Below are 13401 nucleotides of genomic sequence, written 5' to 3' on the forward strand. Positions count from 1 at the left end.
GGCATGCTGCTCCATACCTGGCCTCGGCAAGCGGCCAACACACCGGGAGAAAAAAATGAGTTTGCAAGAACGTATGCGCAAGCAGCAGGGTTTGTCGATTGTCGGTCTGATCATCATCCTGTTTATCTTGGGTTTGGTGGCGGTGTTGGCGATGAAGGTCATCCCTGTGGTAAATGAGTTTTTCTCCATCCGCAGCGCGGTCTATAAAGCGCGTGAAGTGGGCGGCTCGGTGCAGCAGATCAAAGAATCTTTCCGTAACCAGTCTGTAGCCGGTTACTTTACCTCGATCACCGCTGAAGATTTAAGTATCAGCCAGGAAAACGGCCAATACGAGGTCAGCGTCGCATACGAAAAGAAAATTCCCTTGTTCGGCCCGGTCAGTCTGGTGTTTGACTTTGAAACCACCACGGCCAAGCTGAACTCCAAGGCGCAGGCTGCCTCGGCCAAGGAGTGACGGGCGATTATGGATTTGGCGCAACTGCAAAACCGGCTGGGCTATCAATTCCGCAATCAGGAATTGTTGCGCCAGGCCCTGACTCACCGCAGTCACAGCGGGCAGCATAATGAACGCCTGGAATTCCTGGGCGATTCCGTGTTGAACTGCGCCATCGCCTCTTTGCTGTATGAACGTTACAACGCGCAGGATGAAGGCGATTTATCACGTCTGCGCGCCAACCTGGTGAAGCAGCAATCCTTGTATGAAATCGCGCAAAGCATCGAGTTGTCGCAATATTTGCGCCTGGGCGAAGGCGAGCTGAAATCGGGCGGTTTTCGCCGTCCCTCGATTCTGGCTGATACCTTTGAAGCGCTGCTGGGGGCGATTTTCCTGGATGCGGATTTCGCCACTGTGTGCCGCGTGATCCACAGTTTTTACATCCCCCGTCTGCAAAGCGTGGACCCGGCCACCCTGGGGAAGGACGCCAAGACGCTGCTCCAGGAATTCTTACAAAGCAAGAAAATTCCCTTGCCGCAATACCAAGTGGTGGCCACGCACGGCGCCGCCCATAATCAGGAATTTGAAATCGAATGCATTGTGCCCAAGCTCGATATCCGGGTGTTGGGCCGGGGCGGCAGCCGGCGCGCCGGCGAGCAGGACGCCGCCAAGCGCGCACTGGATGCCGCGCGCGAAGCCAGCGCCAAAGCGCCGGGCGGCAATAAAAGACCGCGCCGCGCCACTCAGCTCAAATTATTAGGCATCGCCACCGTGCAGAGCGATGCCCCGGCCCCCAAGCCGGAATCCAAAAACTGAAAGCAAGCTCATGACAGAAACTTCCGCAGCCACCCCCTTCCGTTGTGGCTATATCGCCATTGTTGGCCGTCCGAATGTCGGCAAATCGACCTTGATGAATCGTTTGATCGGGGTCAAGGTCAGCATCACCTCGCGCAAAGCGCAAACCACGCGCCATCGCATCACCGGGATTCAAACCACCGAAGATGCGCAATATGTGTATGTGGACACCCCCGGTTTTCAGACCCGCCACACCAATGTTCTGAACAAAGCCTTGAACAAAACCGTCAGCAATACCCTGACTGCGGCGGACGTGGTGTTGTTTGTGCTGGAAGCCGGCGCGTTTGGCGCGCCGGATCAAAAAGTGCTCGATCTCTTGCCGCGCAATGTGCCGGTGCTGCTGGTGATGAACAAGAGCGATCGCATCAAAGAACGCTCCGAATTGATGGAGTTTGCGCGCTCGGTGGCGCAAAAGCGCGACTTCGCCGCCATCGTGCCGGTGTCAGCCAAACAGGGCTTCCAACTCGATCGCCTGCAGGAAGAAATTCGCCGCCATTTGCCGGAAAACCCGCCGATTTTTGAAGCTGATGACATTACTGACCGCAGTGAAAAATTCCTCGCGGCGGAAATCGTGCGCGAAAAACTGTTCCGTTTTGTGGGCGATGAATTGCCTTACACCAGCACCGTGCTGGTAGAGCAGTTTGAGCAGGAAGGCAATCTGCGCCGCATTTTCTGCGCCATTCTGGTGGATCGCGATGCGCACAAGGCGATGGTGATCGGGGCCAAGGGCGCCAAGCTCAAAGAAATTTCCACCCAATCGCGACTGGATATGGAAAAGCTGTTTGGCGGCCCGGTGTATCTGGAAATCTGGGTCAAGGTCAAATCCGGCTGGGCCGATAACGAAGCCGGCTTGCGCGCTTACGGCTACGAATAAGCCCCATGTCTGCCGCAGCGGATAAACCGGCCTCGCGGCGCAAAAGCGCCGGCCCCGGGCGTCATCTGGCTGCGCCGAAAGAGCAGCGCATCGCCGCTGAACCCGGTTTCGTGCTGCACAGCTACGCCTACCGCGAAACCAGCTTGATTATCGAAGCCTTCACCCGCCAGCATGGGCGGGTGGCGCTGCTGGCCAAGGGCGCGCGCCGCCCGCAGTCAAGCTTGCGCGGCGTACTGCAGACTTTTCAACCCTTGCTCCTGTCCTGGAGCGGCAAATCCAGCTTGCGCACATTGACAGCCGCCGATTGGGTAGGCGGTATGTTGCCGCTGGAAAAATCAGCCCTGCTGTGCGGGTTTTACCTCAATGAATTGCTGGTAAAATTACTCGCGCATGACGACCCTCATCCGCGTCTGTTTGAGCGCTATGTGGAAAGCATGGCGCAATTGGCGTTGGCGGAAAATGCCGCGATTGTGTTACGCAAATTTGAATTAAGCCTGCTGCGCGAAACCGGTGTGGCAGCCAGCTTTACGCATTGCGCCGAAAGCGGAGACGCCTTGCAAGAGGGACGCATTTACACCTTCGATCCGGCGCGCGGCGCGCTGCCGGCGCATAGCGCGCAAGCTGATCCGGGCTGGCCGCAAGTGGATGGTAAAACCCTGCTTGATATGCAAGCCGGCTGCTACGAGGATGCGCAAACGCTCATTCAGAGCAAGAGCCTGATGCGCGCACTGTTAGCTCATCACCTGGGGGGCGCGCCTTTGAAAACGCGCCAGATTTTGATGGATTTGATGCTTTATAAATGAGTTCTATGTCTTTTCTGCACCCTGCCGGCCCACACATTATGCTGGGCGTGAATATTGACCATGTGGCCACCCTGCGCAATGCGCGCGGCACGAGCTATCCCGACCCGGTGCTGGCCGCACTGCAAGCTGAGCAGGCCGGGGCGGATTTAATCACCCTGCATTTGCGCGAAGATCGCCGCCATATCCGTGATGCTGATGTGCATGCGCTGCGCGGTCAATTGCTCACGCGCATGAACCTGGAAGCTGCGATCACCGCAGAGATGTTGCAGATTGCCTGCGCCATCAAACCGCAGGATGTGTGTTTGGTGCCGGAACGCCGCGCAGAAATCACCACCGAAGGCGGCCTGGATGTATTGGGCCATCAAGCCCAGGTGCGCGATGCGGTGGCGCAATTACAGGAGCACGGCATCCGCGTTTCGCTTTTCATTGATCCCGAACCGCGTCAAATCGAAGCCGCCGCCGCCGTTGGCGCGCCGGTGATTGAATTGCATACCGGTTGCTATGCCGATGCGGAAGGAGCGGAACAGGCCGCGCAATTGCAGCGCATCCGCATCGCTGCGCAAGAAGGCGTGCGCCATGGTTTGGTGGTGAATGCCGGACACGGCTTGCATTACACCAATGTGCTGGCGGTGGCGGCCTTGCCCGACATTGCAGAATTGAATATCGGCCACGCGATTGTCGCGCATGCTGTGTTTGCCGGCTGGCAAAACGCGGTGCGTGAGATGAAAGCCATCATGCTGGCCGCACGTATGGCGGCTGGCAAACACTGAAGGCGGCGCGCATGGCGGTGGAGCAGGAGCATAGTGAGGATGGCGCTGCAGCCGCCGATCCGCAGCAGGAAGCCGCCGCGCGCCGCGCGCGCGTGCTCGAACAGGTGGCGCAATTGCCGAATCTGCCCGGCGTGTATCGCTATTTCGATGCGCAGGGCGCGGTTTTGTATGTGGGCAAAGCGCGTGATTTGAAAAAACGCGTCTCCAGCTATTTTCAAAAAAACCTGTCCAGCCCGCGCATTGCGCTGATGGTGGAAAAAATTGCGCGCCTGGAAACCAGCGTCACCAACAGCGAAGCGGAAGCGCTGATTCTGGAAAATAATCTGATCAAAGCGCTGGCGCCGCGTTACAACATTCTGTTCCGTGACGATAAATCCTACCCCTATTTAAAAATCACCAATGAAGCCGTGCCGCGCATGGTGTATTACCGTGGCGCGCTGGATCGCAAGCACCAATATTTCGGCCCCTTCCCGAGCGCCTGGGCGGTGCGCGAGTCGATGCAGATTCTGCAAAAAGTGTTTATGTTGCGCACCTGTGAGGATAGCGTGTTTGCGAACCGCACCCGGCCCTGCCTCTTGCATCAAATCCAGCGTTGCAGCGCGCCATGCGTAGGTGAGATCAGCGAGCAGGATTACAAACGCGATGTGGAAAATTCTGCGCGCTTTTTGCGTGGCCGGCAAACCGAATTGCTGCAAGAACTGGAGCAAAAAATGCAGGCGCACGCCATGCAATTGGAGTTTGAGCAGGCCGCCCTGGTGCGCAATCAAATCGCCGCTTTATCGCGCGTGTTACACCAGCAAAGCATGGAAAGCGGCAATGAAGCCGATGTCGATATTCTGGCGGTGAAAGTGGCCGGCGGGCGCGCCTGCGTGAATCTGGCCATGGTGCGTGGCGGCCGTCATTTGGGCGACCGCGCTTTTTTCCCCAGCCATCTGGCCGACGGTTTTGCACTGGCCGGCAATGAAGACGAATTGCACAGCGCCGGCAGTGAGCAGGAAGTGCTGGCGGCGTTTTTGGTGCAGCACTATATCGGCGGCTTTATCCCGTCAACCTTGATTTTGAATATCGAATTTGATCAGCCGGAATTGTTGCAAATGCTGGCGCAACAATGCGGACATCGCATCAATCTGCTGTTTCAACCGCAAGGCCAGCGCCGCCAGTGGCTGGAGCTGGCGCAAAAGGGCGCCGATATCGCACTCGCGCGCCTGCTCTCGGAAAGCAGCTCGCAACAGGCGCGCACCAGCGCCCTGGCGCAAACGCTGGATTTGCCGCAAGACGATTTGGCCGCCTTGCGTATTGAATGTTTTGACATCAGCCACACCCAGGGGGAAGCGACGCAGGCCTCTTGTGTGGTGTATCAACAGCACGCCATGCAAAATGGCGAATACCGGCGCTACAACATCAATGACATCACGCCGGGCGATGATTACGCCGCCATGCGCCAGGTTTTGCTGCGGCGTTATGAAAAAGTGGCGACAGGCGAGGGTGTGTTGCCGGATCTGGTGTTGATCGACGGCGGTCGCGGTCAAGTGGAAATGGCGCGTCAGGTGTTTGCCGAACTCGGCTTGCCGATAGAAAATCTGGTTGGCGTAGCCAAGGGCGAAGGGCGTAAAGTGGGGCTGGAAACGCTGGTGTTTGCCGATGGCCGCGCCGCGCGCGAGCTGGGCAAGGATTCCGCCGCCCTGATGCTGGTGGCGATGATACGCGATGAGGCGCACCGCTTCGCCATTACCGGCATGCGCGCCAAACGCGCCAAAGCGCGCCAAGCCTCGCGCCTGGAGGAAATTGAAGGCATCGGCGCCAAGCGCCGCCAGCGCCTGTTGGCGCGTTTTGGCGGTTTGCGCGGGGTGCAGGAAGCCAGTATCGAAGATTTGGCCTCAGTGGAAGGTATTTCGCATAAACTGGCGGCGGAAATCTACAAACAACTACATTAAAACTGAGCGGCGGACCGAGAGCCATGCCTTTGAATATCCCGATTTTACTGACCTGGATGCGGGTCGCCCTGATTCCCCTGGTGGTGGCGCAGCTGTATTTGCCGGCGCATTGGTTTTCCCAGTTGGAATATGATTTGTGCGCCACCACCCTGTTCATCCTGGCCGCCGTGACGGATTGGTTTGACGGTTTTTTGGCGCGGCGCTGGAATCAAACCTCGTCCTTCGGCGCCTTTCTCGATCCGGTGGCGGATAAGCTGATGGTCTCCGGCGCCTTGCTGCTCTTGATTTATCTGCAGCGTTGCGACGCTTTGCTGGCGCTGGTCATCATTGGCCGCGAAATCACCATTTCCGCCTTGCGCGAATGGATGGCGCAGTTGGGCAAGTCCAAGTCAGTGGCGGTCAGCTCGCTGGGCAAGATCAAAACCGCAGCGCAAATGGTGGCGATTCCCATGCTGCTGTTCAATGGCCGCCTGTTTGGTGTGATTGACACCATGTTCTGGGGCACATTGCTGCTGTGGGTGGCGGCGGTTTTGACGGTCTGGTCGATGTTCTATTATCTGCGCCTGGCGTGGCCGCTGATCCGTGAGCATGATGGTCAGGCTTGATGTTGCAGAAAAAGCACGCCTTTCCGAATTTTTTTCGGGAATTTGTTGAAAATGAAGAATAAAGGCTGATTTTGACAAAAATTGATGACATCTAAGTGAAATTTCCTTGACGTCTCGATTTAAAGGTCTATAATGCACACCTGTTGTTCGACGCAACGCAGCAAAACAGCAAAGCGGGAGTAGCTCAGTTGGTAGAGCGCAACCTTGCCAAGGTTGAGGTCGAGAGTTCGAGACTCTTCTCCCGCTCCAAATGCTGGATTTCTGTAAAAGTGTTGTACAATAGCGTTTTCGATGCAAACACATCGAATGCAATGCGGGAGTAGCTCAGTTGGTAGAGCGCAACCTTGCCAAGGTTGAGGTCGAGAGTTCGAGACTCTTCTCCCGCTCCAGAATTCCGGAGGGAAGCTGATGCTTCCCTTTTTTAATCAGGCAGAAATGCTTGCGGCGGGGTAGCAAAGTGGCTATGCAGCGGATTGCAAATCCGTCTACGTCGGTTCGATTCCGGCCCTCGCCTCCAGTTATCTGCGTTGGCGTATGCCGGCGCACAAAGCGGGAGTAGCTCAGTTGGTAGAGCGCAACCTTGCCAAGGTTGAGGTCGAGAGTTCGAGACTCTTCTCCCGCTCCAAATTTAAAAGGGAAGCTTCGGCTTCCCTTTTTCACATTCAGCTTTGCCATTTCACTGCAGCGCCAGGCTGTGCCGGCGTGCGCATAAAAACCCGTTGCCCCGGGACTGGTGTTGCAGTGCGCAAACACGTACAATGCCTGTTATGAAAATCACCTTGTTTGAGCTTGAAGACGCGATTAACTTCTGGCGCGCGCAGCATCCCGCCTCAGGTGAGGAAAAAGCCTTATCCCCGGAAGTGAACGCCCTCGCCACACTGTATGCCTTGATGATCTACCATCACCAGCGCGAAGTCAGTGTGGAGGCCAAACTTCTTCCCATTTTGCAAATCTGGCGCGAGCAAGTCATCAAGCCGTAGCAGCAAGCGCGGACATTAGCCATATCAGTGAATCTGCAGGAGAAATCATGAGTGAAGCACAAGCGGGCGCGGCTGCGCCAATGTTGTATCCCGAATTATTCCGCAGCATGGAGCAGGTGCGCTGGAATATGGAGCAGGATGTGCCGTGGGATCAATTCGATCCATCCCTGCTCAGTGAAGAGCAGGCGCAGACCATCAAGATGAATGCGATCACCGAATGGGCCGCATTGCCTGCCACAGAAATGTTTTTGCGCGACAACCGGCATGACAGCGATTTTTCCGCTTTCATGTCGGTTTGGTTTTTTGAAGAGCAAAAACACTCCCTGGTGCTGATGGAATATCTGCGCCGCTTCCGTCCCGATCTGGTTCCGAGCGAAGCTGAATTGCACAATGTGCGTTTTGAATTCGATCCGGCCCCGCCGCTGGAAACCCTGATGCTGCATTTCTGCGGCGAGATCCGCCTCAATCACTGGTACCGCTGCGCAGCCGATTGGCATACAGAGCCGGTGATCAAACAAATCTACCGTCTCTTGAGCCAGGATGAGGCGCGGCATGGCGGCGCATATTTGCGCTATCTGAAAAAAGCCCTGAAAACCAGCGCTTCACGCGCAGTGGATGAGGCGCGCGCGGCGTTTGCCAAAATCGGCGTGCTGATGGCGTCCAGCCGGCGCACGCAAAAGCCGCTGCATCCGACCAATTTGCATGTGAATCAAAGCCTGTTTCCAAATGACACGGTGCAATCGCGTCTGCCGGATGTAAGCTGGCTGGAGCGCTGGCTGGACGAACAGATCAAATTTGACGATCAATGGGAAAAGCGCGTGGTGGAGCGGATTTTGTTCAATGTTTCGCAATTGTTTGAGCAAACCTTTGTCAGCGTGCAGGACTTGAACCGTTATCGCAAAGAATTGGCGCAGCGTCTGGATGGCGGCGCACAGGCGGCGGCATGAGCGCACCGCAACTCGAACGCAAACTGGCCACGGCGCAAAATCTGACCCAATTGTTGGCCGCCTTGCCGCGTCCGCTGGTGATGACGAATGGCGTGTTTGACCTTTTGCATCGTGGTCATGTGGCGTATTTGCAGGATGCGCGCGCACTCGGCGCCGCCTTGGTGGTGGCGGTCAACAGCGACGCCTCGGTGCGCCGCCTGGGCAAGGGGCCGGAACGCCCTTTGAACACGGTGGAGGATCGCATGGCTTTGCTGGCGGCGCTGGAGGCGGTGGATCTGGTGTTGGCGTTTGACGAAGACACCGCCGAACAGGCGGTGCTGGCGGTGCGCCCGGATATCTATGTCAAAGGCGGCGATTATCAAGTCGAAAATATTCCTGAAGGGCGCGCCGTGCTCGCCTATGGCGGGCAGGTGCGCGCAGTGCCGTTTGCCTTCCAGCGTTCCACCACGGCGCTGGTGCAAAAAATCCGCAAGCAATAAGGCATTAATTCAATAATTGGCGCGCATGATCAAAATCATAGCGCGCCATCGCTGCCGCAATCATATCCAGGGTGCTGACGGCTAAGCCCAGTTTGTGCTTGTGCTGATTGAAATAGTCCGGCGCATCGCCGCTGGCTTCTTCCAGCAAGTGTTGTAAATGCAGTTTGACGCCAGGATCCGGCTGCGCCGGCGCCCCTGGCAATTGTTCCAGCAAGCGGCTTAAATCCTGTACTCCCTGTTGTAATTGCTGCAGTGATTGACGCAAGGCGCGCGCATCCACATCGCGCAATTCAGCGCCTGCGCTGCATAAAGCTTCCAGTGCGCGGGCGGCTTGTGCAATCTTGACGGCGCCCAGATTCGCCGCCGCGCCATGCGCTTTGTGCGCGCGGATGCCGGCTGTCAGCCAATCTTGATTCACAATCGCCTCGCGCATGAACTGTGCGCAATCGCTTTCCTGTTGCGCCAGATTGCGCAACAGTTTCAGATACAGCACAGGATTGCCGGCGCTGCGCTGCAAGCCGCCATCCACATCCAGCAAAGCGCTGCTGCGCAAGCCTTGGATTTCCTCGATTTCTCTGGATGCGACGGGGGCGCTCAATTCATCATGCGCCGCACGCGCCGGCACCCCCGGCAGCCAGGTTGCCAGCATTTGATACAGCTGCTCCGGATTGACCGGCTTGGTCAGATAGTCTTGCATTCCTTCCGCGATGCAGCGTTCGCGCACATCCTGCAATGCATGCGCAGTCATGGCGATGATGGGCAGCTCGGCAAAGCGCGCGTCCTGGCGTATCGCCAGGGTGGCGGCATGACCATCCATCACCGGCATTTCCAGATCCATCAACACCAGATCATAGGAATGCGGGCCGTTATGCACCAATTTTTCCACCGCTTCCCGGCCGGTGTTGGCCAAGTCCACATCAATTCCCACCACATCCAGCAATTCGACTGCGATTTGTTGATTGATTTCATTGTCTTCCGCCAGCAGCACGCTGATGCCCTGATACTGTTTGGCAGGTGTTTTGCGGCTGACCGGCGTCGGGCAGGTCGGCGCCAGCAGGGCGAACAGGCAGCGCAGCAAGGCCGCCATATTCAAGGGTTTGGTGAGAAAAGCGCGGACCCCGGCTTGATTGGCCGCTTCACGGATATCTTCCCGCTCAAACGCCGTCACCAGCACCAGGGCGGGCTTGTGGTGCAGTGAGCTGTGCAACAGGTGGCGCGCCAACTCAATTCCATCCATTTCCGGCATCTTCCAATCGGTCAACACCAGATCATAAGGGAGTTGCGCATGTTCCTGCAGGGCAATTTTTTCCAGTGCTTCGGCGCCGTTGGCGGCGCTATCCGCTTGCAGATGCAGGGCGGCCAGCATTTGCTGCAAAATGGTGCGCGCTGGCCGGCTGTCATCCACCACCAGCACGCGCATGGCGCGCAGCGATTCCAGCAATTCCGGCGCATCTTCGATTTCCTGGCTGGATAAATGTCCGGATTCAACCACAAAGGGCAGGGTGAAATGAAAAGTGGAGCCTTTGCCGGCCTCGGTTTCAACGTTGATTTTGCCGCCCAGCAGCTGCACCAGATGCTGTGAAATTGACAGGCCCAGGCCGGTGCCGCCATAGCGCCGGGTGGTAGAGCCGTCGGCCTGGGAAAATGGCTGAAACAGTTTCGCGGTTTGTTCCGGCGTCATGCCGATGCCGGTGTCGCGCACCGCAAAATGCACCAGCGCGCGCCCGTCTTCCAGCCACTGTTCAACCAGACAGGACAGTTCGATTTCCCCCTGCTCAGTGAACTTGATCGCATTATTCACCAAATTGATCAATACCTGACCCAAACGCAAGGGATCGCCCTGCAGATGGCGCGGCACATCATGGCCCACCGCAAACAGATATTCAATGCCTTTGTCGGCTGCTTTCTGGCTGGTGACATTCGCCACATTCGCCAGCACATCATCAAACGAAAATGAAGCTTGTTCGACCTCCAGCTTGCCGGCTTCGATTTTGGAAAAGTCCAGAATGTCATTGATGATTCCCAGCAGGGACAGGCCGGCGCGATGTATCTTGCTGACATAATCATGCTGGCGCTGATTCAACTCTGTGCGCAAGGCCAGATGCGCCATGCCGATGATGGCGTTCATCGGCGTGCGGATTTCATGGCTCATATTCGCCAGGAAATCAGACTTCATACGGGTCGCTTCTTCCGCCTTGAGTTTGGCGTGGCGCAAAATTTCCTCGTTGTGCTGCAAATGGCGGTTGGCTTCGACCAATTGATTGGCTTGCGCGCGCACCTGGCTTTCCGCCAGCGACAGCTCATGCAATGTGTGTTCCAGACGGCGGTAAGTATTCGCGTTTTCCAGCGCAATCGCACCATAGGAACACAGGGTGCGGAACACCATTTGCTCACGCTCCCCATAAGCATGGCGTTGCAGGGATTGCACCGTCATCACCCCCAGCACGCGGTCTTCAATCAAAAGCGGCGCATACAGGCAGCTCTGGGTATCCAGCGTGCCGGGGATGGCGTTGTTTTGGGCCACGCCGCCTTCTTGCAAAATCAGGCGGCGTTCGCGCACGCAGCGTGCAGACTGGGATGCGCTATCTTCCAGCGACACCGTGATGGGCGGCAACTCGCGCCCGTTTTCCATACTCAATACGCTGCTCAGGACTTGCTTGTCTTCATCCAGTAAGAAGATGATGAAGGATTCCGCATCCAGCAAGCCATTCACATTGCGCCACAGCGCGCTGCAGACTTCATTCAAATTCAGGTGTGCGGTGATTTCCTGGCCGATGCGGCCCAATTTTTGCAGGGTATCGCTGGTTTGCTGCAAGACTTCGGCGCGGCGCGCTTCCGAAATCGCCAATTGCCGGTGATAAGCGCTCTCGGCCTGGCTGCGTTCGGTTTGATGTTTGATGCGCAGCGCCAGGGCGCGATTGGTGGCTTGCTCACTATGGCTTTTGGCGCGCGCCTGAGCAGCGCGCCGGGTGTAGGTGAAGGCTTGATTGTAATCATTCACAGCGGCCCAGGCGTCCGCCACTTCGTCCAATAATTCTGCGCTCGGGCTGTTGCCTTCGGCTTGCGCCAATTGCAGCGCCTGCATCAAATAATGCAAGCTCAAACTCGGTTCGGTGCTTGTGATCTCGGCGGGCAGTTGATAGGCGGCGTGTATCCGCGCCAGCACTTGCAAAGCTTCAATCTGGCGGTAAGTCTGGCCATTGTATTGCGCCAGATGCAAAGCGCCTTTGATCCAGCTCAGCGCTTCCTCCGGTTTGCCCAGATTCAGCAGGGTGTCGGCCATGCCGCGCCTGGCCCCGGTTTGAAAGTCGTTTTCGCCGAGTTGCTCGGCGCGCTCCAAAACCTGGGCGAAATAATTGCGCGCCTGCTCATATTGACCACGGTCGCGCGCCAATTCCGCCATATACCACAGGGTGATGGCATAGGAGCGTGAGTGTTGCAGCGGCTGCAATACCTGACGCGCTTCCTCCAGTAATTCCTGGGCGCTATCGGTGCGTCCCAGAATCCGCATGGTTTCGGCGGTTTGCAGCAGGCTGTTGCCGAGACTGCCGGGCCAGCCGGTGGGGCGCGCCAGATCCAGTCCGGTTTGCATCCATTCGAGTGCGGTTTGATAGTCATTCAGATGGGCGAAGCTGACGGCGATATTGTTGGCGCAGACAATTGCCCGGCGGATTTGTCCGGTTTGGCGCGCCAGTTCAAAGGCCCGCATCATTAAGGGGGCGGCGGCTTCGGAGTTGCCGCTTAACTCGGCATGCGAGGCGTGCAGATTGCACACCAATGGCGCCAGGGCCGGCGGGTAATCGGTTTTCTCCAGCGGAAAACGGCGTCCGGCGCGCACCATTGCGCCTTTGGCGTCGCGCAACATATTCGCCAGCGCTTGCGTGGCTTCGCAATAGTCGGCGCGCAAGCTGTCGCCGCCAAGCTGGGCCAATAAGGCGGCCCCGGCCAGCGTCTGCTCCATCGCCGTCACTTCGCCGCGCGCCTGCTCAATACTGGCGATGATCAAACAGGCGTCGGCCTGGCCGATGGGGTCGTGCAGCTCGCGAAAACTTTGCAAAGCCTGGTCGGCGAAGATTTGCGCGCGTTCGAGTTCGGCGAACAGATAGCAGGCTTCAGCGCGGATTAAGCAGATCCGCGCCAGCAGGGCCGAATCACTGTTATTCGCCATGCTTTGCTGGGCCTGCTCAGCCAAGGCCAGCGCCAGCTTGGTGTCGCGTTGACGCAAATGCCAAGCCAGAGTTAACAGCAAGAACGGGCGCACATGCGAGTGCGCCAGCTGGGCTTGCAGTGCCTGCACCTGTTCATCTGTGGCAAACAGCTCCATCCGGACTCCTTGCGCCAGCAACGATACAGACATCCTACCGCACTTTGCCGCCCTTGCGCAGCTTAAGGCGGCAGGTGTTGGGATTCGCGCAGACCTCACGCGGCGTTGCGCCGGCGCGAGCCGATCCAGAAAGATATGAGTGATCGAAGCGGAAATCGGCATGCGGCATGCCGCTTAATGCCGCCCTGTTTTCTGCGCTGCCAGACAAATCGGAGAAGAGTCGGGCCGGGCTGGCGCGCCTGCTGCCGGGCAAATCAAGCCAATATTGCAAACCGCCAGCATCCGGCGCACGGTGCAGCACGTTTTGATAAAGCGCGTCGCCAGTTCCAGATTGCCGGGGGGGGGGCATGCAGGGCGCTGAATGCCGCCGATTGCACAAAAGCTTGCGTCAGCAATT

At 57.5% G+C, this 13401-nt stretch carries 11 protein-coding genes and 4 tRNA genes; 14 read left to right on the forward strand and 1 reads right to left on the reverse strand.

Features of this window, described 5'->3' with window-relative positions; translation table 11 throughout:
* Positions 1–55 precede the first annotated feature (55 nt).
* From V8J88_RS02655 to rfaE2, 14 genes are all read left to right on the forward strand, one after another.
* The gene (locus tag V8J88_RS02655) at positions 56–454 is read left to right on the forward strand and encodes a DUF4845 domain-containing protein (protein WP_338847617.1); all 399 of its coding nucleotides are present in this window, start codon (positions 56–58) and stop codon (positions 452–454) included.
* A 9-nt stretch (positions 455–463) separates the two neighbouring features.
* Complete coding sequence (rnc, locus tag V8J88_RS02660; RefSeq protein WP_338847618.1) at positions 464–1249, forward strand: ribonuclease III; 786 nt, start codon at positions 464–466, stop codon at positions 1247–1249.
* A 10-nt stretch (positions 1250–1259) separates the two neighbouring features.
* Positions 1260–2162, forward strand: coding sequence for a GTPase Era (gene era / locus V8J88_RS02665; protein WP_338847619.1), 903 nt, complete (start codon positions 1260–1262; stop codon positions 2160–2162).
* Positions 2163–2167: 5 nt separating this feature from the next.
* The gene (recO, locus tag V8J88_RS02670; RefSeq protein WP_338847620.1) at positions 2168–2965 is read left to right on the forward strand and encodes a DNA repair protein RecO; all 798 of its coding nucleotides are present in this window, start codon (positions 2168–2170) and stop codon (positions 2963–2965) included.
* Positions 2966–2970: 5 nt separating this feature from the next.
* Positions 2971–3735: a pyridoxine 5'-phosphate synthase gene (gene pdxJ, locus V8J88_RS02675; protein WP_338847621.1), complete on the forward strand. Its 765-nt coding sequence runs from the start codon at positions 2971–2973 to the stop codon at positions 3733–3735.
* Positions 3736–3746: 11 nt separating this feature from the next.
* Positions 3747–5669, forward strand: coding sequence for an excinuclease ABC subunit UvrC (gene uvrC / locus V8J88_RS02680; protein ID WP_338847622.1), 1923 nt, complete (start codon positions 3747–3749; stop codon positions 5667–5669).
* A gap of 23 nt (positions 5670–5692) precedes the next feature.
* Positions 5693–6274, forward strand: a complete 582-nt coding sequence (gene pgsA, locus V8J88_RS02685; RefSeq protein ID WP_338847624.1) for a CDP-diacylglycerol--glycerol-3-phosphate 3-phosphatidyltransferase — start codon at positions 5693–5695, stop codon at positions 6272–6274.
* 173 nt (positions 6275–6447) lie between these two features.
* A tRNA-Gly gene (locus tag V8J88_RS02690) sits at positions 6448–6523 on the forward strand.
* Positions 6524–6587: 64 nt separating this feature from the next.
* Positions 6588–6663: transfer RNA gene (locus V8J88_RS02695), tRNA-Gly, on the forward strand.
* Positions 6664–6717: 54 nt separating this feature from the next.
* Positions 6718–6791: transfer RNA gene (locus tag V8J88_RS02700), tRNA-Cys, on the forward strand.
* 32 nt (positions 6792–6823) lie between these two features.
* A tRNA-Gly gene (locus V8J88_RS02705) sits at positions 6824–6899 on the forward strand.
* Positions 6900–7041: 142 nt separating this feature from the next.
* A complete protein-coding gene (locus V8J88_RS02710) occupies positions 7042–7254 on the forward strand; it encodes a DUF3717 domain-containing protein (RefSeq protein WP_338847626.1) in 213 nt (70 codons plus the stop codon).
* Between the two features lie 80 nt (positions 7255–7334).
* Positions 7335–8201, forward strand: a complete 867-nt coding sequence (locus V8J88_RS02715) for a ferritin-like domain-containing protein (protein WP_338849987.1) — start codon at positions 7335–7337, stop codon at positions 8199–8201.
* Positions 8198–8680 (forward strand): D-glycero-beta-D-manno-heptose 1-phosphate adenylyltransferase, encoded by a 483-nt coding sequence (rfaE2, locus tag V8J88_RS02720; protein ID WP_338847627.1) that lies wholly within the window; start codon positions 8198–8200, stop codon positions 8678–8680. Before V8J88_RS02715 ends, rfaE2 begins: the two co-directional genes overlap by 4 nt.
* Before the next feature lie 4 nt (positions 8681–8684).
* Here the strand turns inward: rfaE2 and V8J88_RS02725 are convergent, their stop codons facing one another.
* Positions 8685–13004, reverse strand: a complete 4320-nt coding sequence (locus V8J88_RS02725) for a response regulator (RefSeq protein ID WP_338847629.1) — start codon at positions 13002–13004, stop codon at positions 8685–8687.
* Positions 13005–13401 lie beyond the last annotated feature (397 nt).

It is taken from the genome of Massilia sp. W12 (genome assembly GCF_037300705.1).
Lineage (GTDB): Bacteria > Pseudomonadota > Gammaproteobacteria > Burkholderiales > Burkholderiaceae_D > JACPVY01.